30 protein-coding genes are annotated in these 26,228 nt (G+C 47.0%); 28 read left to right on the top strand and 2 right to left on the bottom strand.

Going from position 1 to position 26,228, the window contains the following annotated elements; genetic code table 11:
• Positions 1-16: 16 nt before the first annotated feature.
• The 20 genes from BTA31_RS19240 (at position 17) to BTA31_RS19145 (ending at position 19,919) form a co-directional block, all read left to right on the top strand.
• A complete protein-coding gene (locus tag BTA31_RS19240) occupies positions 17-1,183 on the top strand; it encodes a cysteine desulfurase family protein (RefSeq protein ID WP_043928204.1) in 1,167 nt (388 codons plus the stop codon).
• A gap of 78 nt (positions 1,184-1,261) precedes the next feature.
• On the top strand, positions 1,262-2,380 hold the full coding sequence (mnmA, locus tag BTA31_RS19235; protein WP_043928205.1) for a tRNA 2-thiouridine(34) synthase MnmA: 1,119 nt from the start codon (positions 1,262-1,264) through the stop codon (positions 2,378-2,380).
• A gap of 93 nt (positions 2,381-2,473) precedes the next feature.
• Positions 2,474-3,124 (top strand): tetratricopeptide repeat protein, encoded by a 651-nt coding sequence (locus BTA31_RS19230; protein WP_043928206.1) that lies wholly within the window; start codon positions 2,474-2,476, stop codon positions 3,122-3,124.
• Positions 3,125-3,175: 51 nt separating this feature from the next.
• Positions 3,176-5,572, top strand: a complete 2,397-nt coding sequence (gene recD2 / locus BTA31_RS19225) for an SF1B family DNA helicase RecD2 (protein WP_043928240.1) — start codon at positions 3,176-3,178, stop codon at positions 5,570-5,572.
• Between the two features lie 88 nt (positions 5,573-5,660).
• Positions 5,661-6,125: a PRC-barrel domain-containing protein gene (locus tag BTA31_RS19220; protein WP_043928207.1), complete on the top strand. Its 465-nt coding sequence runs from the start codon at positions 5,661-5,663 to the stop codon at positions 6,123-6,125.
• Between the two features lie 15 nt (positions 6,126-6,140).
• Positions 6,141-6,332 (top strand): hypothetical protein, encoded by a 192-nt coding sequence (locus BTA31_RS19215; RefSeq protein WP_003183928.1) that lies wholly within the window; start codon positions 6,141-6,143, stop codon positions 6,330-6,332.
• Positions 6,333-6,347: 15 nt separating this feature from the next.
• The gene (locus tag BTA31_RS19210; RefSeq protein ID WP_003183926.1) at positions 6,348-6,479 is read left to right on the top strand and encodes a YrzQ family protein; all 132 of its coding nucleotides are present in this window, start codon (positions 6,348-6,350) and stop codon (positions 6,477-6,479) included.
• Between the two features lie 88 nt (positions 6,480-6,567).
• Positions 6,568-7,626 carry an AI-2E family transporter gene (locus tag BTA31_RS19205; RefSeq protein WP_076793552.1) on the top strand — a complete coding sequence of 353 codons (1,059 nt, stop codon included), beginning with the start codon at positions 6,568-6,570 and terminating at the stop codon, positions 7,624-7,626.
• 346 nt (positions 7,627-7,972) lie between these two features.
• Complete coding sequence (gene alaS / locus BTA31_RS19200; protein WP_076793551.1) at positions 7,973-10,609, top strand: alanine--tRNA ligase; 2,637 nt, start codon at positions 7,973-7,975, stop codon at positions 10,607-10,609.
• An 83-nt stretch (positions 10,610-10,692) separates the two neighbouring features.
• Positions 10,693-10,959 carry an IreB family regulatory phosphoprotein gene (locus BTA31_RS19195; protein WP_003183920.1) on the top strand — a complete coding sequence of 89 codons (267 nt, stop codon included), beginning with the start codon at positions 10,693-10,695 and terminating at the stop codon, positions 10,957-10,959.
• A gap of 6 nt (positions 10,960-10,965) precedes the next feature.
• Positions 10,966-11,385 (top strand): Holliday junction resolvase RuvX, encoded by a 420-nt coding sequence (gene ruvX, locus BTA31_RS19190; RefSeq protein ID WP_043928210.1) that lies wholly within the window; start codon positions 10,966-10,968, stop codon positions 11,383-11,385.
• Positions 11,386-11,395: 10 nt separating this feature from the next.
• Positions 11,396-11,680, top strand: coding sequence for a DUF1292 domain-containing protein (locus BTA31_RS19185; protein ID WP_076793550.1), 285 nt, complete (start codon positions 11,396-11,398; stop codon positions 11,678-11,680).
• A 194-nt stretch (positions 11,681-11,874) separates the two neighbouring features.
• Complete coding sequence (gene mltG / locus BTA31_RS19180; protein WP_076793549.1) at positions 11,875-12,987, top strand: endolytic transglycosylase MltG; 1,113 nt, start codon at positions 11,875-11,877, stop codon at positions 12,985-12,987.
• A 147-nt stretch (positions 12,988-13,134) separates the two neighbouring features.
• On the top strand, positions 13,135-13,797 hold the full coding sequence (locus BTA31_RS19175) for an O-methyltransferase (protein WP_043928213.1): 663 nt from the start codon (positions 13,135-13,137) through the stop codon (positions 13,795-13,797).
• Positions 13,794-14,723 carry a peptidase U32 family protein gene (locus BTA31_RS19170; RefSeq protein WP_076793548.1) on the top strand — a complete coding sequence of 310 codons (930 nt, stop codon included), beginning with the start codon at positions 13,794-13,796 and terminating at the stop codon, positions 14,721-14,723. Before BTA31_RS19175 ends, BTA31_RS19170 begins: the two co-directional genes overlap by 4 nt.
• Positions 14,724-14,737: 14 nt before the next feature.
• Complete coding sequence (locus BTA31_RS19165) at positions 14,738-16,006, top strand: peptidase U32 family protein (protein WP_043928216.1); 1,269 nt, start codon at positions 14,738-14,740, stop codon at positions 16,004-16,006.
• 4 nt (positions 16,007-16,010) lie between these two features.
• The gene (udk, locus tag BTA31_RS19160; RefSeq protein ID WP_003183905.1) at positions 16,011-16,646 is read left to right on the top strand and encodes a uridine kinase; all 636 of its coding nucleotides are present in this window, start codon (positions 16,011-16,013) and stop codon (positions 16,644-16,646) included.
• A 239-nt stretch (positions 16,647-16,885) separates the two neighbouring features.
• A complete protein-coding gene (greA, locus tag BTA31_RS19155) occupies positions 16,886-17,362 on the top strand; it encodes a transcription elongation factor GreA (protein ID WP_020452389.1) in 477 nt (158 codons plus the stop codon).
• 54 nt (positions 17,363-17,416) lie between these two features.
• A complete protein-coding gene (locus BTA31_RS19150; RefSeq protein WP_076793547.1) occupies positions 17,417-19,171 on the top strand; it encodes a peptidoglycan D,D-transpeptidase FtsI family protein in 1,755 nt (584 codons plus the stop codon).
• 58 nt (positions 19,172-19,229) lie between these two features.
• Positions 19,230-19,919 (top strand): YrrS family protein, encoded by a 690-nt coding sequence (locus BTA31_RS19145; RefSeq protein ID WP_043928219.1) that lies wholly within the window; start codon positions 19,230-19,232, stop codon positions 19,917-19,919.
• Positions 19,920-19,957: 38 nt separating this feature from the next.
• On the opposite strand, the gene BTA31_RS19140 is transcribed toward BTA31_RS19145, so the two are convergent.
• Positions 19,958-20,161 carry a YrzA family protein gene (locus BTA31_RS19140; RefSeq protein ID WP_043928220.1) on the bottom strand — a complete coding sequence of 68 codons (204 nt, stop codon included), beginning with the start codon at positions 20,159-20,161 and terminating at the stop codon, positions 19,958-19,960.
• A gap of 191 nt (positions 20,162-20,352) precedes the next feature.
• Between BTA31_RS19140 and BTA31_RS19135 the strand changes: the two genes are divergently transcribed.
• The 7 genes from BTA31_RS19135 to BTA31_RS23105 all read left to right on the top strand — a co-directional run bounded on the left by BTA31_RS19135 (position 20,353) and on the right by BTA31_RS23105 (position 25,028).
• A complete protein-coding gene (locus BTA31_RS19135; protein WP_043928222.1) occupies positions 20,353-20,994 on the top strand; it encodes a class I SAM-dependent methyltransferase in 642 nt (213 codons plus the stop codon).
• 20 nt (positions 20,995-21,014) lie between these two features.
• Entirely contained in the window at positions 21,015-21,710 is a 696-nt protein-coding gene (gene mtnN, locus BTA31_RS19130) for a 5'-methylthioadenosine/S-adenosylhomocysteine nucleosidase (RefSeq protein ID WP_076793546.1), read from the top strand.
• Positions 21,711-21,763: 53 nt separating this feature from the next.
• Entirely contained in the window at positions 21,764-22,687 is a 924-nt protein-coding gene (locus BTA31_RS19125; protein ID WP_076793545.1) for a PLP-dependent cysteine synthase family protein, read from the top strand.
• 1 nt (position 22,688) lies between these two features.
• Positions 22,689-23,831 (top strand): bifunctional cystathionine gamma-lyase/homocysteine desulfhydrase, encoded by a 1,143-nt coding sequence (locus BTA31_RS19120; RefSeq protein ID WP_076793544.1) that lies wholly within the window; start codon positions 22,689-22,691, stop codon positions 23,829-23,831.
• Between the two features lie 87 nt (positions 23,832-23,918).
• Positions 23,919-24,152, top strand: a complete 234-nt coding sequence (locus BTA31_RS19115; RefSeq protein ID WP_043928242.1) for a YrhC family protein — start codon at positions 23,919-23,921, stop codon at positions 24,150-24,152.
• A gap of 405 nt (positions 24,153-24,557) precedes the next feature.
• Complete coding sequence (locus BTA31_RS19110; protein WP_020452381.1) at positions 24,558-24,707, top strand: YrzI family small protein; 150 nt, start codon at positions 24,558-24,560, stop codon at positions 24,705-24,707.
• A 171-nt stretch (positions 24,708-24,878) separates the two neighbouring features.
• Complete coding sequence (locus BTA31_RS23105; protein WP_164468297.1) at positions 24,879-25,028, top strand: hypothetical protein; 150 nt, start codon at positions 24,879-24,881, stop codon at positions 25,026-25,028.
• A 96-nt stretch (positions 25,029-25,124) separates the two neighbouring features.
• Here BTA31_RS23105 and BTA31_RS19105 read toward each other — a convergent pair whose 3' ends face one another.
• Positions 25,125-25,286 (bottom strand): YjcZ family sporulation protein, encoded by a 162-nt coding sequence (locus tag BTA31_RS19105; protein ID WP_043928226.1) that lies wholly within the window; start codon positions 25,284-25,286, stop codon positions 25,125-25,127.
• Between the two features lie 267 nt (positions 25,287-25,553).
• Between BTA31_RS19105 and BTA31_RS19100 the strand changes: the two genes are divergently transcribed.
• Positions 25,554-26,159 carry a class I SAM-dependent methyltransferase gene (locus tag BTA31_RS19100; protein ID WP_076793543.1) on the top strand — a complete coding sequence of 202 codons (606 nt, stop codon included), beginning with the start codon at positions 25,554-25,556 and terminating at the stop codon, positions 26,157-26,159.
• The last annotated feature ends 69 nt before the right edge of the window (positions 26,160-26,228 follow it).

Genomic DNA, 26,228 nt, shown 5'->3' with positions numbered 1-26,228 from the left:
GAGGTGTAATGGTAGGATGGAACGGATTTACTTAGACCATGCAGCGACTTCTCCGACTGACCCCCGGGTAGTGGAAAAAATGCTGCCTTACTTAACGGAAAACTTCGGAAACCCTTCAAGCATTCATTCATTTGGAAGGGAGAGCCGAAAATGGCTTGACGGCACGAGGGAGCTGATCGCTCGGGAAATCGGAGCGCATCCCAATGAAATCGTTTTTACGAGCGGGGGAACCGAAGCCGACAATATGGCGATTCTCGGAAGCGCGCTGGCGAGAGAGAAGCAGGGCCGCCACATCATCACGACAAAGATCGAGCACCACGCCGTTCTGCATACGTGCAACAGGCTTGAAGAAATGGGATTTGACGTCACATATCTTGATGTCGATGAAAGCGGAAGAATCTCCGCCGAACAGGTGAAAGACGCGTTGCGGGACGATACCATCCTGGTGACAGTGATGTATGGGAACAATGAAGTGGGCACGATTCAGCCGATCGATGAGATCGGCGATCTGCTAAAGGACCATCGGGCGCTGTTTCATACAGATGCGGTTCAAGCCTTCGGCTTTTTGCCGATTGATGTGCAAAAAAGCCGTATCGATATGATGTCTGTCTCCGGACATAAACTTAACGGACCGAAGGGGACAGGCTTTTTATACGTCAACGAAAACGTCAAGCTCAGCCAGCTTCTTTTCGGAGGAGAGCAGGAACGCAAACGCCGGGCGGGTACGGAAAATGTCCCGGGAATCGCGGGGCTCGGTGAGGCCGTTTTGTTGTCAGGTCAGGAAAGAGAAGAAAAATCGGCGCTTTACCGCCGGTTTAAAGACATCATCACCCGTACGCTGGAAGCTGAAGGTGTCTCCTTCGATGTGAACGGCAGCAGGGAGCACAGCCTGCCGCATATTTTGAATCTGTATTTTCCGGGAGTATCTGTTGAATCGCTGCTCGTCAATCTCGATATGGCGGGAATTGCAGTATCGAGCGGATCGGCGTGCACGGCTGGATCTGTGCTTCCGTCTCATGTTCTCTCCGCCATGTTTGGCGAGGAGGACGATCGGCTGACGTCATCCATAAGGATCAGCTTCGGCTTTGGCAATACAGAGGAACAGGTGGAGCGCGCCGCGAAAGAACTTGTGAAAATTGTTAAGCGCCTGTCATCAATTTCGGGTAGCGATGCTCCGAGCTAAAGATTCGCATCCTGCCCGAAAATGATGATATGATCTGAAAGGACAAGTTTTTGAATTGATTTATTGGAGTTGATGAAAATGGCGAAGCGGCCTGAAGATACACGGGTGGTCGTCGGAATGTCCGGAGGCGTTGATTCCTCTGTGGCGGCTTTGCTTTTGAAAGAGCAGGGCTATGATGTCATCGGAATTTTTATGAAAAACTGGGATGACACAGATGAGAACGGTTTTTGCACAGCGACGGAAGATTACGAAGATGTCATAAAGGTATGTAATCAAATCGGGATTCCGTATTATGCGGTGAATTTTGAAAAGCAGTATTGGGAAAAGGTTTTTCAATATTTTCTTGATGAATATAAAGCGGGTAGAACGCCGAATCCAGATGTCATGTGCAATAAAGAAATTAAATTTAAAGCCTTTTTGGAGCATGCTTTGTCGCTTGGAGCCGATTATTTGGCCACCGGCCACTATGCGCGGGTCGACCGTACGGACGGGCGTGTTAAAATGCTCAGAGGGCTTGACGAAAATAAAGATCAGACCTATTTTCTAAACCAGCTGACAGAAGAGCAGTTAAGCAAAGTGCTGTTTCCGATCGGCGAGCTTCAAAAAAGCCGCGTTAGGGAAATCGCAAAAGAAGCGGGGCTAGCGACAGCTGCCAAAAAAGACAGCACAGGCATCTGCTTTATCGGGGAACGGAACTTCAAAACGTTTCTCAGCCAGTACCTTCCAGCACAGCCGGGAGATATGCGGACGATGGAAGGCGAATTCAAAGGCCGCCACGACGGGTTAATGTACTATACGATCGGACAAAGGCACGGCCTCGGCATCGGCGGAAGCGGAGAGCCTTGGTTCGTCGTCGGAAAAGACCTTGAAAAAAACATCTTGTATGTAGACCAGGGATTCGACAATCCGCTTCTTTTCTCCGATAAGATCACGGCGACAAACGTAAGCTTTGTGCATGAGGGCGTCTTCGGCGGTGAAGACGAGCTCACCTGCACGGCCAAGTTCCGCTATCGCCAAGCCGATCATGAAGTCACTGTCAGGATGACCGGGACAGATGAAGCGGAGGTTATCTTTAAAGAGCCGGTCCGCGCCGTTACACCGGGACAAGCGGTTGTCTTCTACAGAGGCGAAGAATGCCTCGGCGGCGGAACGATTGATGATGTGTTTAAAGACGGACAACAACTTTGGTATGTATAAAACCGGGGCTCTGGATTCACCCCGGAGCTTCTCGAACGGCTGCCGGCAATGTCGGCGGCCTTTTTAAAATAGTTCGTGAAAGGGAGAGGGCTTTTGGATTACAATCAAATTGGAATAGATGCAATGCAAAAAGGCGATTTTGAAAAAGCCGCAGAAGCCTTTACAAAGGCAATTGATGAAAACAGCGGAGATCCGGTGCCTTATATCAACTTTGCCAATCTGCTATCTGCAGTCGGCGAATTGGACAGGGCGCTTAAGTTTTACGACCGGGCGGCTGCTTTGGATGAGAAAGCGGGAGCAGCTTATTATGGAGCGGGGAATGTCTATGTCATGAAAGAACGGTATCAAGAAGCGAAGGACATGTTCGAAAAAGCGCATCGGACGGGCATGGAAAACAGCGACTTATATTACATGCTCGGAACCACGCTCGTGAAGCTTGAGCAGCCGAAGCTCGCGATGCCGTATTTGCAAAGAGCCGCTGAGCTGAATGATGCGGATGTCGAAGCCCGTTTTCAATACGCCATGTGCCTTGCCAATGAAGGGATGCTGGACGAAGCGATCACGGAATTTTCAAATGTAACGGAGCGCGACCCGTCCCATGCAGATGCATTTTATAATTTAGGCGTTGCTTATGCGTTTAAAGAAGATCGGAAAACAGCGCTCGACATGCTGAACAAGGCGCTGGACATTCAGCCGGACCATATGCTTAGCATTCGCGCCAAGCAGCTTTTGGAAGAAGCTTGATTGATCAAGGGCCGTCATGACGGATTTTGAATGGAGGGGGGGAGAACAGTGATGCAGCGCCATAACCCGGACCAGATCGAAATGGAAGAAGCTTCTTTTGTAAAAGGAACGGTAACGGCTGTCATTTATCATAATGAAACAAACCTGTATACCGTACTGAAAGTAAAAGTGGAAGAAACATCGGAGTCTTTTGAAGACAAAACCGTTTCTGTCACCGGTTACTTTCCTTTGATCCATGAAGACGATATCTACACGTTTTACGGAAAAACCGCCTCCCATCCGAAATTTGGCCTGCAATTTCAAGCGGATCATTTTAAAAAGGAAGTGCCGACAACGAAAGAAGGCGTGATCCAATACTTGGCCAGCGATTTATTTGAAGGAATCGGCAAGAAAACGGCCGAGGAAATTGTCAATAAGCTTGGGGAAGGTGCAATCAACAAAATTTTAAGCGACGGCGCCGTCCTGTATGATGTTCCGAAGCTCTCCAAAAAAAAGGCGGATAAGCTTGCCGCTGCCCTTCAGCAGCATCAGGGGCTCGAGCAGATTATGATCTCCTTGAGCGAATTCGGCTTCGGCCCCCAGCTGTCCATGAAGATTTATCAGGCGTACGAAGCGGAAACGCTCGATAAAATCCGCGAAAATCCGTACCAGCTTGTCAAGGATGTCGAAGGAATCGGCTTTATCAAAGCTGATGAACTGGGCGGCAGAATGGGAATTTCAGGCAAACATGAAGAGCGGATTAAAGCGGCGATTTTATACACAGTTGAAGCGACATGCCTTCAAGAAGGGCATACGTACATAGAAACGAGACAGCTCATCATCGAGACGCAAAAACTGTTAAACCAGTCTGCAGGTGAAGAAAAAGTAACCGAGATGGATGTGGCCGACGCGATCATTTCCTTAGGGGAGCAAAAAGAGCTGTTCATTGAAGATGAAAGGTGTTATTATCCGTCCCTTTACTACGCTGAACAAAGCTTTGCGAAAAGGGTGCAGAAAATCGCCGGACAGACCGAATATGATGACCAGTTTCCCGAATCGGAATTCCTGCTCGCTTTAGGGGAGCTTGAAGAACGGATGAAAGTGCAATACGCGCCAAGCCAAAAAGAAGCCATTCAAAAAGCGCTGATGTCGCCGATGCTGCTTTTGACAGGCGGACCGGGAACCGGGAAAACGACCGTCATCAGGGGAATCGTCGAGTTGTACAGCGAGCTGCACGGTTTAAGCTTGAATCCGGCTGATTACAAAAAGGATGAAACGTTTCCGTTCGTACTGGCAGCACCGACCGGCCGGGCCGCTAAGCGGATGAGCGAGTCGACCGGACTGCCGGCTGTGACGATTCACAGGCTTCTCGGCTGGAATGGAGCCGAAGGATTTACGCATGATGAAGACAATCCGATTGAAGGGCGGCTGCTCATTATTGATGAAACGAGCATGCTTGATATATGGCTCGCCAACCAATTGTTCAAGGCGATTCCCGACCGGATACAGGTCATCATGGTCGGAGACGAAGACCAGCTTCCGTCCGTTGGTCCCGGACAGGTGCTCAGGGATCTTTTGGCATCGAATGTGATTGCTTCTGTCAGATTAACCGATATTTACAGGCAGGCTGAAGGCTCTTCAATCGTTGAACTGGCGCATGAAATGAAACAAGGAAAGCTTCCGGAAAACTTGACCGCGCCGACAAAAGACCGTTCTTTCATTCGCTGCCGCCAGCAACAGATCAAAGAAGTCGTCGAAAAAGTCGTCAAAAACGCGCTGCAAAAAGGATATTCGGCCAGGGATATTCAGGTTTTGGCTCCGATGTACAGAGGAGCGGCCGGCATCAATGAGTTAAACGCGCTTTTGCAGGGCATCCTGAATCCGCCGAAGCCGAAAGGCAGGGAAATGAAGTACGGCGATGTCGTTTACCGTACCGGAGATAAAGTGCTCCAGCTCGTCAACCAGCCGGAGCACAACGTGTTTAACGGTGATATGGGTGAGATCGTCTCGATTTTTTATGCAAAAGAAAATACGGAAAAAGAAGACATGGCTGTCGTCTCTTTCGACGGGAATGAAATCACGTTTACAAAAAAAGATTTCAACCAATTTACGCACGCCTATTGCTGTTCGATCCACAAATCGCAGGGCAGCGAATTTCCGATCGTCATCCTTCCGGTCGTCAAAAGCTATTACCGGATGCTGAGAAGGAACTTGCTTTACACGGCCATCACAAGAAGCAAAAAATTCCTGATTCTGTGCGGGGAAGAAGCAGCCCTTGAATGGGGTGTGAAAAATAAGGAATCATCAGAAAGGCAGACATCGCTTAAAAGAAGGCTTCAGCAGGCGGCACATGAAGAGGATGAAGAGCTCATGGCGCTTCAAAAAGAGCTGCCTTTCAGCGTCTATGATGCCAATATCGGGATGGAAGGCATTACACCTTTTGATTTTATGGAAAAGGAAGCAGAATAAGTGTTTTTCATGGAATCCATTTCATCGTATGAGTCGCGTCGCAACAGCAGATCATAAGAGTGTTCGTAAAAAGGTGGTTGATCACACTTTGAGAACATGCAATGAGCTGGAAGGACTCAATGTTTACGACAGACAATCTTCCCTCCCGCTTGGGGTGGTAACAGATATCTGTTTTTCTCACGAAGGGACATGTCTCGGATTGATTATGGAAGAGAAGCGGCGCTTTTACAATCCCCGTTCGCTTCTTCCGCTTCCCGCTGTCACCGAAATCGGACGTGACGGCGTATACGTTGATTTCACCGAATTCAAGCCGATGCAAGTTCCGAAGCAGAGTCTTTCTTATGACCAGATGAGGCAAAAAATGGTCAAAAACGGAGCAGGAGATACGCTGGGCATGCTGGAAGATGTATACTTTTCTTCCGACACGGGCATAATCGTAGCATATGAACTATCAGACGGTTTTTTTGCCGATTTGTCAGGCGACAAAAAGCAGATTCACTCATCTGGGGAACCGCTTGAAGTAGGCAGAAGCACAATCGTCTTGAACGAATAAGAGGTGTGTGTTCAAATGCTCGTTTGCCCGAATTGCAAAAGCAAAAACATCGGCAAAATCGGTGTAAATCAATATTACTGCTGGGGATGCTTTATTGAGCTGACCCTTTCAAAAGGAAAAATTTCGACCCATCAAGTCGAAGAGGACGGAACATTGAGCAGCCTGGACGATCTGTTTACAGATGACGAACGAACGATTAACCTTTGAATGGAGGTTAGAAAGTTGAATCGTACAATGACTTCTCTCATTTCTTTAGGAGCCGGGGCTTTGATGTACTACATGGCGTCTCAGAACGATATGATGAACAAGCGAAACATGAGAAAGCTGAGAAGACGCGTCATGAAAATGTTTTAAGCAGAAGGGATACCCTTAACAGGGTGTCCCTTTTTTTCTTCGGGAATAATTACAAGCAGAAATCAAAAGCTAACAAGGGGTGAAAAAAATGCTGAAAAAACCGCTGCAGCTTTTAATGTGGGTCTCGATCTTCATGCTTTTGCTATTAACCGTCTATATCTTTTTGCAGCTGAGAATGATTTGGGAGCCTGTCTGCGTGCTGCTGAAGTCGATTCTGATCCCGCTGGCGATTGCGGTTTTTATCACCTATCTGCTTTTGCCTGTCGTTGAAAAGATACACCGGGCCGGTGTGCCGAGGACATTGAGTATTTTGCTGATTTATGTTCTGTTTTTTGCAGGTCTCGGCTACGTCTTTTACAAAGGGGTACCGATCCTCATTAAACAGCTGACAGAGCTTTCAGAGGGAATTCCGTTTCTTGCCGCATCTTACGAAAACATGCTGGATCAGCTGCATCATCATACAGACGGCTGGCCTGACGGCATGCACGACAGGATCGACAGGTTCGTCAATCAGACGGAAGAATTCGTAGCAAGCTGGGTGGAACGGACGATCAGAAGCATTCGGTTCGTTTTTGATTATATGCTCGTGGCGGCGATCATTCCTTTTTTAGTATTCTACATGGTGAAAGATATTGATACGATGAAGAAAGCGGTATGGTATTTGACGCCTTCTTCATGGAGGGCGAGAGGCAGCGAATTCATCCGGGATGTCGATGATTCTCTCGGGGACTACATCAGAGGACAGCTTTTTGTCTGCCTTGTCATCGGCTTGGGAGCGAGCCTGTCATTTTGGTTTTTTGACCTGCCTTATCCGCTGATCCTCGGCCTTGTCATCGGCGCGACAAATGTCATTCCGTATTTCGGCCCAGTCATCGGCGCGATTCCGGCTGTCATGGTAGCAGCCGCTTTATCGACGAGGCTCGTCTTCGTGGTGATCATTACGATTTTGATTCTTCAGTTTATCGAAGGCAATATTCTCGGGCCACTTGTCGTCGGCAAAAGCCTGCATATGCATCCCGTCGTCATTATGCTTGGATTGCTGGCAGGCGGTGAGCTGGCCGGCATCATCGGTATGATTCTGGCTGTGCCTGTCATGGCTGTTATCAAAGTGATGCTCGTCCATTTTTTAGCGGCAAGAAAAGCGTGAGCGTCAGAAGTTTGACATAACGGCTTCCGTTGTCTATAATTTCGAAATAGACATACATACGTATCTCGATTGACGGATCCGAGTATACTGAAGCCCTGTTTTATAGAGAGAAGCTCCATTGCGGTGAAAGAGCTTTAACAGAAGATCAGTAGAAGCTAATCCTGAGTGCAGGCGAAAACCTGCCGTCTTTATCCGGCGTTATTCGGATATCAAGGTGATGGGCGTTTTGTTGCGCACATAATCAGGGTGGTACCGCGAGAGGAGCTCTCGTCCCTGTGTAAACGTTGTTTGCATAGGGCGGGGGCTTTTTCATTTGCATGTGCATCATTAAAGGAGGAAAAAAATAATGAAGACATTAACATCCGCACAAGTGCGCCAAATGTTTTTAGATTTTTTTAAAGAAAAAGGGCATGCCGTTGAACCGAGCGCCTCTCTTATTCCGCATGAAGATCCCTCCCTGCTTTGGATCAACAGCGGAGTCGCGACGCTGAAAAAATATTTTGACGGACGTGTTGTGCCGGAGAATCCGCGCATCTGCAACGCTCAAAAATCAATCAGAACGAACGATATTGAAAATGTCGGGAAAACAGCCCGCCACCATACGTTCTTTGAAATGCTCGGGAACTTTTCGATCGGCGATTATTTCAAAGAAGAAGCGATCGAGTGGGCATGGGAATTTTTAACCGATCAGAAATGGATCGGCTTCGATCCCGAACGTCTGTCAGTCACGGTGCATCCGGAAGATGACGAAGCGTATGAATTATGGTCAAAAAAAATCGGCGTTCCTGAGGAACGAATCATCAGACTGGAGGGAAACTTCTGGGATATCGGCGAAGGCCCGAGCGGACCGAATACCGAAATCTTCTATGACCGCGGTGAAGATTATGGAAATGACCCGTCTGATCCGGAACTTTACCCGGGCGGGGAGAACGAGCGTTATCTTGAAGTATGGAACCTTGTGTTCTCTGAGTTCAACCACAATCCTGACGGAACATACACACCGCTTCCGAAGAAAAACATTGATACCGGGATGGGTCTTGAACGGATGGTATCTGTTATTCAAGACGCCAAGACGAACTATGATACGGATTTGTTTATGCCGATCATCAAGGCGACAGAAGCCATTTCAGGAGAAAAGTACGGCACATCTGCTGAAAAAGATACGGCGTTTAAGGTTGTGGCCGATCATATCCGGACGGCTGCGTTTGCGGTCGGCGACGGTGCGCTGCCGTCAAACGAGGGACGCGGCTATGTCATCAGAAGGCTGCTTCGCCGCGCTGTCCGCTATGCGAAGTCCATCAATATCAACCGTCCGTTTATGTATGAACTCGTACCGGTAGTTGCCGACATCATGGCCGCTTACTACGGCGAAGTCAAAGAAAAAGCAGACTTTATCGCGAAAGTCATCAAAACAGAGGAAGAACGCTTCCATGAAACATTGCACGAGGGCTTGGCGATTCTCTCAGAAGTGATTCAAAAGGAAAAAGCAAAAGGAAACCGTATCATTTCCGGGGAAGATGTCTTTAAACTGTATGATACGTATGGATTCCCTGTTGAACTGACCGAAGAATACGCCGAGGATGAAGGCATGGAAGTCGACCATGACGGATTTGAGCGCGAGATGGACAAGCAGCGCGAACGGGCCCGGCAGGCGCGTCAGGACGTTGGCAGCATGCAGGTTCAAGGTGGCGCTCTTCGCGATATCATGACAGAAAGCGAGTTCATCGGCTACTCCGATATCAAAACGGAAACAAAAATCGCCGAGCTTCTTCAAGACGGAGAACTTGCCGATCTCGTTCAAGAAGGCCAAAAAGTTCAGTTCATCCTCGAAAAAACGCCGTTCTATGCTGAAAGCGGCGGACAAATCGGTGATAAAGGCTGGGTTAAAAGCGGTGATGCCGCTATTCGCGTCACAGACGTTATAAAAGCGCCGAACGGTCAGCACCTCCATGAAGGAATCGTGGAAAGCGGCGCAATTAAAAAAGGCATGAGCGTGACTGCAGAAGTCACTGAGCGGCTCAGAAAAGACATTGTCAAAAACCATACAGCGACACACCTGCTTCATCAGGCGCTGAAAGATGTGCTCGGCACGCATGTCAACCAGGCAGGCTCGCTAGTCACTGACAACCGTCTGCGTTTTGACTTCTCTCACTTTGGACAGGTGACAAAGGAAGAACTCGACCAAATCGAAACAAAAGTGAACGAGAAAATTTGGGCATCGATTCCTGTTCAAATCGACTTAAAACCGATTGATGAAGCGAAAGCGATGGGAGCCATGGCACTGTTCGGCGAAAAATACGGAGACATCGTCCGCGTTGTTCAAGTCGGCGACTACAGCATCGAGCTGTGCGGAGGCTGCCACGTGAGAAATACGGCTGAAATCGGCCTCTTTAAGATCGTGTCTGAATCAGGCATCGGGGCTGGCACTCGCAGGATCGAAGCGGTAACAGGGCAGGGCGCTTACGAAGAGATGAACGCCAAACTGGAGCTTCTCGAGCAGACCGCAGAAGTCCTGAAAACCAATGTGAAGGAAGTGCCGAAACGGATCGAAGCGCTCCAGTCTGATCTGAAAGAGGCTCAAAGAGAAAACGAATCTTTATTGGCGAAACTTGGAAATAAAGAAGCCGGAGAGATTTTGGAAAAAGTAAAAGAAATTGATGGAATCAAACTGCTCGCAGAAAAAGTGAATGCCAAAGATATGAATCACCTGCGCACAATGGTTGACGATCTAAAGGCGAAACTGGGCTCAGCCGTCATCGTTCTCGGGGCGGTTCAAAACGAAAAAGTGAATATTTCCGCCGGAGTTACAAAAGATTTAATAGAGCGGGGTTTCCACGCAGGCAAGCTTGTCAAGCAAGTCGCAGAAGCATGCGGAGGCGGCGGAGGCGGCCGTCCGGACATGGCGCAGGCGGGAGGAAAACAGCCTGAGCGGCTGGCTGAAGCATTAGCATCTGCGGAAGAATGGGTAAAATCCGTTTTATAAATAGCCGTTGTGGTGTAGAATGGTGATTAGAAGGTAATCAGGCTGAAACTCTGCCTGCGAATTTGGGAAAGAGGTGCAAAACGGTGAGCTCATTTGATAAGACGATGAAATTTAACTTTTCCGACGATTCGATGGAAACCAATGTAAATGAAGTGCTGATAACCGTCCATGATGCGCTTCAGGAAAAAGGCTACAACCCGATCAACCAAATTGTCGGATATCTGCTATCAGGAGATCCCGCTTACATTCCAAGGCATCGAGATGCACGTAACCTGATTCGGAAAATAGAAAGAGACGAGATAATCGAAGAATTGGTTAAATCGTACTTAGAACAGCATAAAGAGGCGTAAACAAGCATGCGAATATTAGGTCTGGATTTAGGTTCGAAAACGCTCGGTGTAGCGCTGAGCGATGAAATGGGCTGGACGGCTCAGGGGATAGAAACGATTAAAATCGACGAGGCGGGCGGTGACTACGGCTTGAACCGCCTCGCCGAATTGACGAAAGACTATGTACTGGACAAGATTGTACTCGGTTTTCCCAAAAACATGAACGGAACCGTCGGCCCGAGGGGGGAAGCGAGTCAGAAGTTCGCGGAAGTGCTTGAAGAAACGTTTCAAGTTCCCGTCGTGCTTTGGGACGAGCGCCTCTCGACAATGGCGGCCGAAAGAATGTTGATTTCAGCAGATGTAAGCAGGCAAAAAAGAAAAAAAGTAATTGATAAAATGGCGGCCGTGATGATCCTTCAAGGATATCTCGACAGCCTAAACTCATGAGGTGATCAAGATGGAACACGGAGAAAAAAATATTACGATTGTAGACGATAAAGGGAATGAGCAGCTGTGTGAAGTGCTCTTCACATTTGACAGCGATCAGTTTAACAAGTCATACGTACTTTATTATCCGATTGAAGCACAGGACGAGGTAGAGATCGAGATCCATGCTTCAAGCTTCGTACCGAATGAAGCCGGAGAAAACGGCGAACTGATGCCGATTGAAACAGAAGAAGAGTGGGATATGATTGAAGAGACGCTGAACACGTTTTTAGCGGATGAAGACGAAGAAGAATAAAGAAGCGGCTAGACCGCTTGACAAAATCCTAAAACGATTGAAGTTTTAGGATTTTGTCGTTCTTTAAAGCGTGATCTGCAATCCTTTGCGCCCGGCTGCCGACAGGTGGCTTTTTTTATTAAAACATTTTGTAATAAATTGCCGAATGATAACGAATCATGTAGTATATACCATGGGAGGAGAGGAGGACACCAATGTTTGAAGATCAGACAAAGAAACCGTTTATAAAAAGACTCCTTAAACATAAAATAAAGTTTTGGCTGACTGTGGTCGCGGTTCTGCTGATTTTAACCGCAGGCGCTGTTTCGCTCTATGTCAAATCGGCGCTCGAACCGGTTGATAAAAATAATGCAAAAACGGTCAATGTCTATATTCCGGAAGGATCGACCGTTACGTCCATCGCCGCCAAACTGAAAAAAGAGGACTTAATTAAAAACGAAAAAGTATTTATCGCTTATGTGAAATTTAAAAATGCCTCCGGCTTTCAAGCGGGTAATTTTCAACTCAGCCAGTCGATGGATGCGGCCGGCGTGATCAAAAAGCTGACAACCGCTTCACATGTGCCGGCATTTAAAATTACCGTTCCTGAAGGAAGGCAGCTTAAGGAAATCGCAGACATCATCGCCGGACAAACCAACTACTCGGCAGAGGACATAATGAAAAAGCTGGATGACCGCGAATTCATCAGCCGATTAAAACAGAAGTACCCGAAACTGATCACCGACGACGTGTTAAACAAGAATATCCAGCATCCGCTTGAAGGATACCTGTATCCTGCGACATATCCATTTTACGACCCAGAGACGAAGCTGGATGCTATCATCGAAGCGATGATCAAACAAACAGATCAGCTGGCTGAAAAGTACGAAAAGCAGATGAAAGACAAAAAGATGTCCGTCCACAAAGCCTTGACGATGGCTTCATTAATTGAGGAAGAAGCTACCGAAAAAGCGGACCGGCACAAAATCTCAAGCGTCTTCTACAACCGCATCAGCAAAAACATGCCATTACAAACGGACCCGACCGTCTTGTATGCGCTGGGGGAACATAAAAACCGTGTCATGTACAAAGACCTTGAAGCGGATTCCCCATATAACACGTACAAACATACCGGTCTTCCGCCTGGGCCGATTGCAAACGCGGGAGAGAGCTCCTGGGAAGCGGCATTAAATCCGGAGCAAACAGACTACGTTTATTTTCTTGCAAAGAAAAACGGGGAAGTCGTCTTTACAAAAACGCTTGAAGAACACAATAAAGCAAAAGCCAAATACATTACGAACACGCAGGACGAGGAAAAAGGAGAGTAAAAAATACTCTCCTTTTATTCGCAAATACAAAGGTTTTATGATAAAATATATCGGGTTGTTTATTGGAGAAAAGACAGTCAACTGCTTTAGGAGAGTGCTGAACACCTGACCTAAGGCTCTTTTTTATGAAAGGGAGGCCATCTGCCCGTGAAGATTGGACACGAAGAATTGACCGGCTATCTTGAAAAGCTGCTAAAGCCGCGGCCGGCTGAAATTATGAAACTGGAGGCCTATGCCGAAGAGCATGGCGTACCCATTATGGAACCGACAGGAATTGAAGTGCTCCTGCAGCTTCTTTCACTCAAAAATCCGAAAAAAATTCTTGAAATCGGTACCGCCATTGGCTATTCGGCGATTCGGATGGCGCTTGCCCTTCCCGAAGCTGAAATTTTTACGATCGAGCGCGATGAAGACAGGTATCGGGAAGCGCTGAAAAACATCCGGTCATTCCAGCTTGAAAACAGAATTCACGTGTTCTTTGGCGATGCGCTCAGCGAGTCGGACGCCGTTCAATCGATGGCTCCTTATGATGCGCTTTTTATCGATGCCGCAAAAGGCCAGTATCAGAAGTTTTTCAGTATATATGAAAAAATGCTTGCCGATGACGGCATCATTTTTACGGACAATGTCCTTTTCAAAGGCCTTGTCGCATCAGATTACAATCAGATCGAAAACAAGCGCATCAAAAAGCTTGTATCGAAAATAGATCATTACAATCATTGGCTGATGGAGCATCCTGACTACCACACGGCGATCCTGCCTGTGGGCGACGGATTGGCCGTCAGTCAAAAAAGAGGTGAACGGATATGAAAAAGCCTGAACTGCTTGTGACGCCGACGGCTGTTTCGGATATTAAGCCTTTGGCAGAGGCAGGCGCCGATGCGTTTATCATCGGTGAACAAAGGTACGGTCTGCGTTTAGCCGGGGAGTTTTCCAGAGAGGAAGTAAAAGAAGCCATTATTCAGGCTCATGAAAAAGGCACAAAAGTATATGTTGCGGTGAACGCGATTTTTCACAATGACCGGGTTCCTGAACTGAATGACTACCTTTCTTTCTTGGACGAGGCAGGCGTGGATGCGGTTGTCTTCGGCGATCCCGCCGTACTGATGGCAGCACGGGAATCAGCGCCGAACATGAAGCTTCACTGGAGTACGGAAACGACCGCGACCAACCATTATTCCTGCAACTATTGGGGGCGAAAAGGTGCGAAGCGCGCGGTGCTCGCAAGAGAGCTCAACATGGACAGCATCGTTGAGATTAAAGAGAAAGCAGAAGTCGAGATTGAAATTCAGGTTCACGGCATGACATGCATGTTCCAGTCAAAGCGCTCCCTGATCGGCAACTATTTTGAATACCAGGGAAAAGTCATGGATATCGAAGGCAAGAAAAAAGAAAAAAGCATGTATCTCCATGATAAAGAACGCGGCAATAAATATCCGATTTTCGAAGACGAAAACGGCACGCACATCATGAGTCCGAATGACGTCTGCATCATTGATGAACTTGAGGATTTAGTCGATGCCGGCATCGATTCATTTAAAATCGACGGTATTTTAAAATCGGTCGAATACATGACTGAAGTAACGGCCATGTACCGCGAAGCCATCGACCTAAGCATCGCAGACAGGGAAGCATACGAAGACAAGAAAGAACAATGGATCGAGCGGATCGAACAGCTGCAGCCTGCAAACCGCAGCATCGATACCGGATTCTTTTTCAAAGAAACAGTATACTAAAAGGAGGGATAGCCATGTCTGCAGTAAAAGATAAAATTTCCAAAATCGTTAATGGAAAACGCGTCATTACGAAAAAGCCAGAACTTCTTGCTCCGGCGGGAAATTTGGAAAAACTGAAAATCGCTGTCCACTATGGCGCAGACGCTGTATTTATCGGCGGACGTGAATATGGACTCCGCTCAAACGCAGATAACTTTTCAATTGAAGAAATGGCTGAAGGTGTCGAATTTGCGAAAAAATACGGCGCAAGAATTTATGTGACGACAAACATTTTTGCGCACGAAGAAAATGTCGACGGACTAGAAGATTATTTGCGCGATCTCGAAGGAGCAGGCGTGTCAGGCATTATTGTCGCTGATCCCCTGATCATTGAAACGTGCCGCAGAGTTGCGCCGAAGCTTGAAGTGCATTTGAGCACCCAGCAGTCCCTTTCAAACTGGAAAGCCGTTCAGTTCTGGAAGGAAGAAGGCCTTGAGCGGGTCGTGCTCGCGCGTGAAACGAGCGCACTTGAGATTAGAGAAATGAAAGAAAAAGTCGATATTGAAATCGAAACGTTCATACACGGTGCGATGTGCATCGCTTATTCAGGCCGCTGCGTGCTCAGCAACCATATGACGGCCAGGGACTCTAACCGCGGAGGCTGCTGCCAGTCATGCCGCTGGGACTATGATTTGTATCAGACGGACGGGGCGAATGCGCTGCCGCTGTATGAAGAAGGCGATGCTCCATTTGCGATGAGCCCGAAAGATCTGAAGCTGATCGAATCGATTCCGCAAATGATTGAAATGGGCATCGACAGCCTGAAAATCGAAGGCCGGATGAAATCGATCCACTACATTGCGACAGTCGTCAGTGTGTATAGAAAAGTGATCGATGCTTATTGCGCTGATCCTGAAAACTTCGTCATCAAAGAAGAATGGCTGAAAGAACTGGACAAATGCGCCAATAGAGACACGGCGCCTGCTTTCTTTGAAGGAACGCCCGGATATGAAGAGCAGATGTTCGGCGTCCACGGCAAAAAGACAACATACGACTTTGTCGGACTTGTTCTTGACTATGATGAAGAGACAAAAATGGTCACGCTCCAGCAGCGGAACTTCTTTAAATCCGGAGATGAAGTCGAATTTTTCGGTCCGGAAATCGAAAATTTCACATGCAAAATTGACACGATTTGGGACGAAAAAGGCAATGTGCTTGACGCAGCCCGCCATCCCCTGCAGATCGTCAAATTTAGAGTGGACAACAAGATTTATCCTAGCAACATGATGAGAAAGGGGCAGTAATGGCATGGGGAAAAAACCGGTAGTTATCGGCATAGCGGGAGGCTCCGGCTCAGGAAAAACGAGCGTCACCAGATCCATTTATGAACAGTTTAAAGGTCATTCGATCTTGATGCTCGAACAGGATTTATATTATAAAGATCAGAGCCATCTGCCGTTTGAAGAGCGGCTGAACACGAACTACGACCACCCGCTTGCATTTGATAATGACTATTTGATCGAGCATTTAAACGAATTGCTCGCGTACAGGCCGATCAAAAAGCCGATTTACGATTACAAGCTGCATACGCGTTCAGAGGAAGTCGTGCACGTCGATCCGAAAGATGTTATTATTTTGGAAGGAATCCTTGTTCTCGAGGATGAAAGGCTCCGCGACTTAATGGACATCAAGCTGTATGTCGATACGGATGCCGACCTGCGGATCATCAGAAGGATGCTCAGAGACATAAAAGAAAGAGGACGTTCGATCGATTCTGTCATCGAGCAGTACATCTCAGTCGTCAGACCGATGCATAACCAGTTTGTCGAACCGACGAAACGCTATGCCGATATCATTATTCCGGAGGGCGGCCAAAACCGCGTCGCCATCGACCTGATGGTAACAAAAATACAAACTATTCTTGAACAAAACGCGATTTTATAATAACATAGCATAGACAAACACAACTCTGACCATATTATGTATAGAAATTGAAGGGTTCTCATCCTGAGCCCTTCTTTAACTGTATAAGCACCATTTACCGGAGCCTTCCATCCGGTTTATATGATACTTTACAAATATGGGAGAGAAGAAGGGGACAAGGGTTGTCCTCATTCTTGTATATTCAAGTCTATACTCTCACATACAAGTGATGAGGAACCAACTAGAAGGAGTGAAGGAACATGGCACAAGAGAAAGTATTTCCTATGACAGAAACGGGAAAGAAAAAACTGGAAGAAGAACTTGAGTATTTGAAAACGGTTAAACGTAAAGAAGTTGTTGAACGTATTAAAGTGGCAAGAAGCTTCGGAGACCTTTCCGAAAACTCCGAATACGATTCAGCAAAAGAAGAACAAGCTTTTGTAGAAGGGCGCATCACAACCCTTGACAATATGATCCGCAACGCAAAGATCATCGAAGACGACGGTGCAAACTCAGATATCGTCGGCCTCGGAAAAACCGTTACATTTACGGAGCTTCCTGACGGTGAAGAAGAATCTTATACGATTGTGGGCAGTGCGGAAGCCGATCCGTTTGAAGGAAAAATCTCGAACGATTCCCCAATCGCGAAAAGCCTTCTCGGCAAACAGGTTGGAGACGAAGTGACCGTTCAAACACCGGGCGGCGAAATGCTTGTAAAGATTGTGAAAATTTCATAAAATTTGTTTAGCAAACGATGACCTCGTCCACAATGTGGATGAGGTGTTTTTATAATGAAATGGCAAAAGCGCATGAAGTGGGTATCGATTATCATTTCGGCTGCCCTGTTATTTCTGCTGATCAGGCTGGCTGAAATTCAACTGTTTTTTACCGAATCCTTTTCTAAACGGAATGTGAACTTAATCCAGGAAAGCGTCAAACAGCGCACGGAGGAAGTTCGGATTTCAGACGGGAGAGGATCTTTTTTAGATCGGAACGGCGAACATTTGTCCGTCAGCCAAAAACCGGCCATCGTCTTGTTCCCTTTTTTAAAAAATCAGCCGTGGCCGGCCGAAGAAGCAGCCGAAATTTTAAACATGACAGAAGATGAGCTCGAGAGCAAGCTGGAACATGCAAAAAAACCCGTGATCCTCACAAAACGTGAAGGAGCGTCCGTTTCAAAGACGGCTCTCGAAAAAATCAATAAACTGAAATATCCGGGCGTTTACGGCGTATACATAGAAGAAACAGAAAAGAACAGGCTGGCTTCGCATACGCTCGGTATGACCAATCAAGACCCGGACCTTCTCCGACGCAAATATCCCGATAAAGAGGGCCTCTCCATCAGCACGAAAATCGGCACCTTCGGCATGGAGCGGACGTTTGATGAATTCCTGCTGCCTGAACAAGACACAAAACTGTTGTATCATGTGGACGGATTGGGAAACCCTTTGTTCGGTATGGACGTCAAATATACGGCAGACGCAAATCCGTTTTACCCGCTGCAAGTCAAAACAACGATCGATAAAAAGGTTCAGCAGACAATGGAAGATGTACTGGCTGACCATAAGCTTGATAAAGGCGGGGCAGTTCTGCTTGACATCGAGACGAACGGCGTAGTGGCGATTGCGAGCAAGCCCGACTTAAACATGGCATCGCAAAAAACAAGGCAGAACTATATGCTGACACCGGTATATCCCGGCTCGGTTTTTAAAACCGTGATTGCCACGGCAGCGATCGAAAACGGCTTGGACCATCCGTCAAAAACCTTTAACTGCAATTTGAACCTGTACGGTGAGGCCGGAGAAGACAAAGGGAAGCTCAGCCTGGAAGACAGTTTTGCGGAAAGCTGCAACTACACGTTTACAAATCTTGCCGGGCAGCTCGTTGAAAAAAACAGCTCCGTGATCGAAGATACCGCCGCAAAGCTCGGGCTGACCGGACGGGTCGGCTGGGAAGGAAAGCTGTATCATGAAGATGAGTTCAGACAGTTTTATCATGAAACTGCAGGATCAATCTGGGGGGATGAAAAGGACAAAAAAGTTAAAAAAGCCGTAGCCCAGACCGCCATCGGCCAAAAAAATGTGAAGCTGACCCCGTTGGAAATCGCCAACATGATGGCGACCATCGCAAGAGGCGGAGAGAAAAAACAAGTCAAGATCGCAGACCAGATCGAATATAAAAACGGCACATTGATGACGGCTTTTAAAGATCACGAGCTCCCGGGAGAGAAAATCGATCAGTATACAGCGCAAAAGCTGCAAAAACTGCTCAGAAAAGTTGTCACGTCTGAAAAGGGGACAGGCCGGCGCTTCAGCGATCTTCCGTACGATGTAGCGGGAAAATCGGGTACAGCGCAGACAGGCAAGACGGCAGATGACAAAAAAACGCTCTATCATAAATGGTTTGCCGGTTATTTCTCGGCGGACAAGCCGAAATATGCGCTCGTCGTCGTCCATATGGATACGCCGGATAGCAAGGCTGCGACAAATGCCGTATTTTATGATATTGTTAAAAAAGTATATGAAATTGAAAAGAACCAGACATAGAAGTATGCCTCAGGTGATGATAAAATAGGAAGCGAGGCAAGAGGGAAAAAGGAGTGCAATGAACTTGAGCGAAACAAGGGAATCTCGTTTTGAAAATCGTGATAAGCGCAGGAAAGCGAATCTTGTGCTTAACATTTTAATAGGTATCGTATTGGTATTAATCGTTGTCGTTGCCAGCAGTCTGATGATGAACAGCCCGAAGGAGCAGGCGCAAGATGTCTCGAAAAACGATTCTGAACAGACGACAGAAGCACCTGCTTCCGACAATAAGAAACAAACATCTGACGAAGATGTAAAAGATGAGGACAAAGGAAAAAGCGATTCTTCCGACAAAGAAGACAGCGATTCCGACTCGGACAAGGATAAAGAATCTGCTTCAGACGAGGACAAGTCAACCTCAGATGATCCGTTTGAAGGAGCTAAAGTGACAGAAGGCGGTTCAAGCGCCAATGTTGAAAAAACGATCATCAATCCTGACTGGGAACCTGTCGGCACACAACAGAGCGGACAGCATACCGCAACATATGATTCTTCTTCACAAGACTGGAAGGAAATGCTTGAAGCCATTTCATACGCGACAGGGGTTTCTAAGGACAACATGACGTTGATCTGGCTCGGAAACAACGGCAGCCCGCAAGATGCGAAAGGAACCATTCAGGCGAAGGATTCTGGCGTCAAATACCAGGTAGCCATTACTTGGGTTGACGGAAAAGGCTGGAAGCCGACAAAAGTTGAACAGTTGAAATAAAGAAAAAAGCGGCCGGTTGCTCTAACCGGGCGCTTTTTTTATGATTCGGCTTTGAAATGAACGACTGCGCTGTAGTGGATCCGTCCGTCAATGACCGCCGTCTGGTGGGAAACCGAATGGACCCTCAGCAAAATCGCCTGGTTGTTTTCAATCTGCTGACTGATCTTTTTTTCAAGCTCCTCTAAGCTCAGCGCCTCAAAAAACTCAATTTTATCTTTGATCAGATCGAGTCCGAAATTCATAAACCAATCCTCCCCATTCGTTTCAAGTCATTTTTTATTAAAGCAGAGAAGCGGCCGGGTGACAAGGGAAATATAACCAAGCCTTTTTTGTACCCAAAACGAATGACTTGTGGTAGGATAAGAACTAATCAACCGAATAAATCATACTATACTTATAGGAATTGTAAAAATAGATGGAGAGTGACGATAAAATGGGAAGAGAGTTCATTCCTTTATTTGAGAACTGGGCAAATTCTTATGATGATACAGTAGTTGGCCGCGATCTTCAATACAAAGAAGTGTTTCGCAACTATGACGCCATTCTGGATGATGTCGTCAGCCGCTCGGGGAATAAAGTTCTCGAATTCGGCGTCGGCACAGGCAATTTGACTGCAAAATTGCTGGCAGCTGGAAAGGGAGTCACGGGTGTAGAACCTTCAAAAGCGATGAGAGAAATTGCCGAGGCGAAGCTGCCGGAGAATGGAGTGATCGTTGACGGAGACTTTCTCGACTTTCCGGTTCCTCCGTTTTCTCCCGACACGATTGTCAGTTCCTATGCGTTTCACCACCTGACAAACGAAGAGAAGCGGGAGGCTGTGAAGCGATATGGAAAAATGCTCGGAAAGCATGGTAAAATAGTCTTTGCTGATACCGTCTTCAAGGATCGGGAAGCCTTCACTGCCGCTGTTAAAAAAGCGAAGGAAAAAGGGTTCCTGCAATTGGCGGAAGACCTTGAAACGGAACATTATCCGACGCTTTCGGAGATGGAAACGATCTTTACCTCAGAACATTTCAGTATCGCCTTTCAAAAGCATAATGATTTTGTCTGGGTAATGGAAGCGGCAAAATTGTAATTTGAAGGGAAGTTTTAAATATGAAAATCGCAGTTATCGGAGCAATGGAAGAAGAAGTCACGATTTTGCGAAGCAAGCTCGAACAGACGAACCGGGAAGTCATCGCAAACTGTGAATTTACGAGCGGAATTTATGAAGGAAAAGAAGTCGTACTTTTAAAGTCCGGCATCGGCAAAGTCAATGCAGCCATGAGCACGACGATTCTGCTTGACCGCTTTAAACCGGACGTTGTCATCAACACCGGATCAGCCGGCGGCTTCCATCATTCGCTTAATGTCGGAGACATCGTCATCTCGACCGAAGTCCGCCATCATGATGTTGATGTCACGGCATTTGATTATGAATATGGACAGGTTCCGAATCTGCCGGCCGCATACAAGGCCGACAGTGCATTGATCCAAGCGGCGGAAGACGAAGCGTCTGAACTGGGACACATTCAAGTTGTCAAAGGAACGATTGCAACTGGCGATTCCTTTATGAGCGATCCTGACCGTGTGGCATTCATCCGCGGCAAGTTTGAAGACCTTTACGCGGTTGAAATGGAAGCGGCGGCTGTCGCGCAGGTTTCTTATCAATTTAATACGCCGTTTGTTGTCATCAGGGCGCTTTCAGACATCGCCGGAAAAGAATCTGAAATTTCATTTGACCAATTTTTGGAGCAGGCTGCCAAGCATTCGACAGAGCTTGTGCTCCGCATGATCAAAAGAATCAATTAAAAACAGGGGGGAGTATCCCCCTCTGTTTTGCACCTCTTGAAGGAGGAAGGAACATGAATGTGATCAAGGATATCACCGAATTGATCGGCAAAACGCCGCTTCTGCAAATTTTGAATTTTCACATTCCCAGAGGGGTTAACATATATGCAAAGCTTGAAATGATGAATCCTGGAGGCAGTATTAAAGACCGGCTCGGAGAAGTGCTGATTGCTGAAGCCGTCGGTTCGGGAAAGCTGAAACCCGGTGGAACAGTCATTGAGGCAACAGCAGGCAATACGGGAATCGGTCTGGCTCTCGCCGCCAGAAAGCACGGCATTCGACCCGTTTTTTGCGTACCCGAGCATTTTAGTATGGAAAAACAGTCGATTATGAAAGCGCTCGGCGCTCGGATTGTTCATACCCCCAGAAGTGCCGGAATGAAGGGGGCGATTGAAAAGGCACTTGAACTTGAGAAGGAGATTCCCGATTCTTATTGCGTTTTGCAGTTTAAAAACCCAGTAAATCCATTGGCTTACTATAAAACGATCGCCCCGGAAATCTGGGATGATCTTGGCGGCCGAATTGACGTCTTCGTCGCCGGAGCGGGGTCAGGCGGCACATTTGCGGGAACCGCCAAGTTTCTGAAAGAAAAAAATCCGTCCATTAAAACGGTTATTGTTGAACCGGAAGGCTCGATTTTAAACGGAGGGGAACCGCACGGACATAAAACCGAAGGAATCGGAATGGAATTCATTCCGGAATACATGGATGAAAGTCATTTCGATGAGATTTACACCGTGCTTGACGAAGATGCGTTCCGGCTTGTAAAAGAAGCCGCGGAAAAGGAAGGGCTTCTGATTGGAAGTTCATCAGGCGCCGCGTTGTTTGCCGCATTGAAAGAAGCCGAAAAAGCGAAAGCCGGCACAAACATTGTGACCATTTTTCCCGACAGCAGCGACCGCTATTTAAGCAAAAAAATTTACGAAGGAGGAATCTGATATGAAGCCAAAAACGAAAATGATTCACGGCGGTATTACAGGAGACGAAAAAACAGGAGCGGTATCGGTTCCTATTTACCAGGTCAGCACGTATAAACAGCCTCGCGCCGGCCAGCATACAGGATACGAATATTCCCGGACGGGAAATCCGACGAGAACGGCGCTCGAATCCTTGATTTCGGATGTTGAAGGCGGTGCAGCAGGCTACGCGTTCGGCTCTGGGATGGCAGCGATCACAGCGGTCATGATGCTTTTTAAAAGCGGCGATCACATCGTGTTGACAGATGATGTATACGGCGGCACATACCGCGTGATGACAAAGGTGATGAATCGCATCGGCATTGAAGCGACCTTCAGTGATACGAGCAGCATAGAAGAGATCGAAAAAGCGATCAAGCCGAATACAAAAGCGATTTATGTTGAGACGCCGACAAATCCTTTATTGAAAATCACTGACATCAAGAAAGCCGCTGAAACAGCGAAAAAGCACGACTTATTGCTGATTGTCGACAACACCTTCTACACGCCGTACTTTCAAAACCCAATCTCGTTGGGAGCCGATATCGTCCTTCACAGCGCGACGAAGTACTTGGGCGGACACAGCGATGTCGTCGGCGGACTTGTCGTAACAGCCTCGAAGGAACTCTCAGAAGAGATTCATTTTATTCAAAACTCTACAGGTGGGATTCTCGGGCCTCAGGATTCCTGGCTCTTAATGAGGGGGATGAAAACCCTTGGCTTGAGAATGGAAGCCCATGAGCAAAATGCCCGGAAAATCGCGGCGTTTTTAGACGATCATCCAGCCGTCAAAAAGGTTTATTACCCAGGGCTGCCCTCTCATCCGGGACATGAGCTTGCCAAGCGGCAAAGTTCGGGCTTCGGCGGCATGATCTCGTTTGATATCGGAAAAGAAGAGAACGTGGACCTTGTTCTTGGCCGTCTGAAATGGTTTACGATTGCCGAAAGCCTTGGCGCGGTTGAAAGCCTGATTTCGGTGCCGGCGCGGATGACTCACGCTTCGATCCCGCGTGAACGCAGGCTGGAGCTTGGCATCACAGACGGATTGATCCGTATTTCTGCCGGAGTTGAAGATATTGACGATCTGTTGGAAGACTTGCAGCAAGCGCTGGCCCCGCTTTCTTAAAATGGCTGAATTTACATGTCTGGTCATCTGTCAATCTATGTTATCCTGAATCATATCCATTATGAAACAAAAGCAGGTGATCATGACATGCAGAAGAAAAAAGTCAAATCGCTGATGGAAGACTATAAGCAGTTTGCTTTTACGCTTCTCAGCGTAAGCGCATTTTTATATATCGGATCGGTCATTCCCGGACAAGGTTTGGAAACCGGCCAAAAGATGACAATGATGCTCGCGACATGCGGCTTTTTGGGAGGAGCTTTCTATTGTGTGAAGCGCTCGCTCAAATATAAAAGAAAATTAGACGAAATGGAAGAATCGTAAGCGGAGAGACTCAGAGAGGGGCTCTCCGCTTTTTTTGTTTGATCAATCCGTCCATTTATTAAAAAAACGGTTTACAAACAGGAATTTGATGGATATACTTACAAAGTAAACAAAAAGCAAAGGAGGTTGATGAACATGAAACCAGCACTGACTACATACATTAGACTTTGTGAATGCCAATATCATGATTCATCAAACCTGTGGGAGAGATTGTGCACTTCCTTAACCGATGCTTTTTCAGCACAGCCGGTCCGTTAGGAAGTTAGGCATAATAATACGCTGCTCCTCCCGCAAGATAAAGACTCGATTCGTTTTTATCTGGCGGTTTTTGTTTGCGCCCGCAGGTTTGTCAGATGATCTGCGGGCTGTTTTTGTTTTGAGCGAACTTGAAAGGAGGTGAGCGATGTGACAATAAATCTATTCTTCTTAACACTAACCATTCAGAGACGATTTAAAAGTCCGGAAGAGTACGAGCGAGAATACGAAATTGAACAAATGTACAATGAAATGAAAGACCTGCAGCTGAAATATCTTTACATGAACAGCCAGCGCTAGCTTAAAGCGCGAAAAACATAAAGGAGGAGATCAAGATGATGCATAGAAGGGAACTGTTGGCACATTACACTCGGGAGAAGGACCAGGTTTAGCCGGGGCTGAAACGAGTTCCGCATCTCCGCTTTTCTGCATAATATGAAGCAAGCAAATCATTGAATGCGGGTGAACAGCATGCAGAAAAACGGCAGAATGCCTTTTATCGGCCACGGGTATACATCAATGCCTCATTCTTTCAAGCACGGATACGGTAATCCGTACCGGCGCCAAAGAATGGAGATGGCGCGCCAATTCGGGTATTGGCCGCATTATTGGTATTATTGAGAAAGAGCAGAAAACGTTTGTTTTCTGCTCTTTTTCATGTGGACAAACTAAATGGCAAAATGAAAGGGGGGCTTTAAAATCCCCCCTCCTGTTCATTTAGCAGACGTAACAAGCGCCGATGATAATTAACAGAATGAATAGAACCACAACAAGCGCGAATCCGCCTCCATAGCCGTATCCGCCGCCGTATCCACCGCCGTATCCGCCGGAGTAGCCTCCCCAGCCGCCGCAGCATCCGCCGCCGTAACCAAAGCCCATAAATAGCACCACCTTTTAGTGAAAATTCAATATATACTATGCATGGGTTTGAGTTGTGGAAAGGGCGGATAGACCAATTCATTAAAAAAACAGTTTTCTTAAAGCGAAACATTTTCAAAGCTGAAGCCGTCTAGTTATGGAATGTAACAAAAGAATGCAGTTATTTTTGCAAATCCTTTTAATATTCGGTGCATTGACCGATATGAGTGGGGGAAGGCCCGTTTGTACGATTTGCGGGCTAATTAGAATTAAAGCAGGTGTTTTAACGTGTTTGAACAATGGCTTGGAAAACAATTGCGGAACCCGAGCGGCATTATGTCGAAATGGGTCGCGTCATATATGGAAAACGGAAATCATGATATAAACGAATGGACCATCAACTTAATGGATGTCTGTCCGCATGAGCGCATCCTTGAAATCGGAACGGGAAGCGGAGCGGCACTTTATCGGATCGCGGAGATGCTTGAGGGCGGCAAGGCCTGCGGCATAGACGCTTCAAAAAGCATGGTCAAGCAGGGCCAGCGGCGAATCCGTCATGTGAAAGAAAAAGGAAAAGCCGAATTGAAGCTCGGCCATGCCGAACATATTCCTTATCCGGACCGTTCTTTTCATAAAGTATATTCAGTCCACACCATTTATTTTTGGACGGATTTCAAACAGGCATTAAAAGAAATTTACCGTGTTTTACAGGTTGACGGCACGCTGTTTCTCGCCGTGCATCTGGAAGGGCAAATGAAAAAATCGAAAAAGACAGAAGACTTTTCCTTGTACTCAGAAGAGCAAATCAAGCAACTGCTGGAAGAGAGCCATTTCAGAGACATCGCTGTACATATGCACAAAAATTACTGCTGTATTTCTGCGGTGAAATCATGAGCTTTGTATGATCATCCCTTTCAATACGAGAGGGATTTTTTATGTTTGAGAGAGTTGAAGATGGATCTT

Source organism: Bacillus haynesii (assembly GCF_001969855.1).
Lineage (GTDB): Bacteria > Bacillota > Bacilli > Bacillales > Bacillaceae > Bacillus > Bacillus haynesii.
Note: the sequence above shows the minus strand (reverse complement) of the source record. Positions and strands in the feature narration are given on the sequence as shown.

Excerpts from the sequence above, each read along its gene's own strand:
- BTA31_RS19205 (WP_076793552.1), top strand. The coding sequence starts at position 6,568 with ATGCTGAAAAAACCGCTGCAGCTTTTAATGTGGGTCTCGATCTTCATG.
- greA (WP_020452389.1), top strand. The coding sequence starts at position 16,886 with ATGGCACAAGAGAAAGTATTTCCTATGACAGAAACGGGAAAGAAAAAA.
- BTA31_RS19120 (WP_076793544.1), top strand. The coding sequence starts at position 22,689 with ATGAAGCCAAAAACGAAAATGATTCACGGCGGTATTACAGGAGACGAA.
- mltG (WP_076793549.1), top strand. The coding sequence starts at position 11,875 with ATGTTTGAAGATCAGACAAAGAAACCGTTTATAAAAAGACTCCTTAAA.
- mnmA (WP_043928205.1), top strand. The coding sequence starts at position 1,262 with ATGGCGAAGCGGCCTGAAGATACACGGGTGGTCGTCGGAATGTCCGGA.
- ruvX (WP_043928210.1), top strand. The coding sequence starts at position 10,966 with ATGCGAATATTAGGTCTGGATTTAGGTTCGAAAACGCTCGGTGTAGCG.
- BTA31_RS19105 (WP_043928226.1), bottom strand. The coding sequence starts at position 25,286 with ATGGGCTTTGGTTACGGCGGCGGATGCTGCGGCGGCTGGGGAGGCTAC.
- udk (WP_003183905.1), top strand. The coding sequence starts at position 16,011 with ATGGGGAAAAAACCGGTAGTTATCGGCATAGCGGGAGGCTCCGGCTCA.
- BTA31_RS19165 (WP_043928216.1), top strand. The coding sequence starts at position 14,738 with ATGTCTGCAGTAAAAGATAAAATTTCCAAAATCGTTAATGGAAAACGC.
- BTA31_RS19135 (WP_043928222.1), top strand. The coding sequence starts at position 20,353 with ATGGGAAGAGAGTTCATTCCTTTATTTGAGAACTGGGCAAATTCTTAT.
- BTA31_RS19145 (WP_043928219.1), top strand. The coding sequence starts at position 19,230 with ATGAACTTGAGCGAAACAAGGGAATCTCGTTTTGAAAATCGTGATAAG.
- BTA31_RS19215 (WP_003183928.1), top strand. The coding sequence starts at position 6,141 with ATGCTCGTTTGCCCGAATTGCAAAAGCAAAAACATCGGCAAAATCGGT.
- BTA31_RS19170 (WP_076793548.1), top strand. The coding sequence starts at position 13,794 with ATGAAAAAGCCTGAACTGCTTGTGACGCCGACGGCTGTTTCGGATATT.
- BTA31_RS23105 (WP_164468297.1), top strand. The coding sequence starts at position 24,879 with ATGCAGAAAAACGGCAGAATGCCTTTTATCGGCCACGGGTATACATCA.
- alaS (WP_076793551.1), top strand. The coding sequence starts at position 7,973 with ATGAAGACATTAACATCCGCACAAGTGCGCCAAATGTTTTTAGATTTT.
- BTA31_RS19115 (WP_043928242.1), top strand. The coding sequence starts at position 23,919 with ATGCAGAAGAAAAAAGTCAAATCGCTGATGGAAGACTATAAGCAGTTT.
- mtnN (WP_076793546.1), top strand. The coding sequence starts at position 21,015 with ATGAAAATCGCAGTTATCGGAGCAATGGAAGAAGAAGTCACGATTTTG.
- recD2 (WP_043928240.1), top strand. The coding sequence starts at position 3,176 with ATGCAGCGCCATAACCCGGACCAGATCGAAATGGAAGAAGCTTCTTTT.
- BTA31_RS19150 (WP_076793547.1), top strand. The coding sequence starts at position 17,417 with ATGAAATGGCAAAAGCGCATGAAGTGGGTATCGATTATCATTTCGGCT.
- BTA31_RS19240 (WP_043928204.1), top strand. The coding sequence starts at position 17 with ATGGAACGGATTTACTTAGACCATGCAGCGACTTCTCCGACTGACCCC.
- BTA31_RS19125 (WP_076793545.1), top strand. The coding sequence starts at position 21,764 with ATGAATGTGATCAAGGATATCACCGAATTGATCGGCAAAACGCCGCTT.
- BTA31_RS19185 (WP_076793550.1), top strand. The coding sequence starts at position 11,396 with ATGGAACACGGAGAAAAAAATATTACGATTGTAGACGATAAAGGGAAT.
- BTA31_RS19140 (WP_043928220.1), bottom strand. The coding sequence starts at position 20,161 with ATGAATTTCGGACTCGATCTGATCAAAGATAAAATTGAGTTTTTTGAG.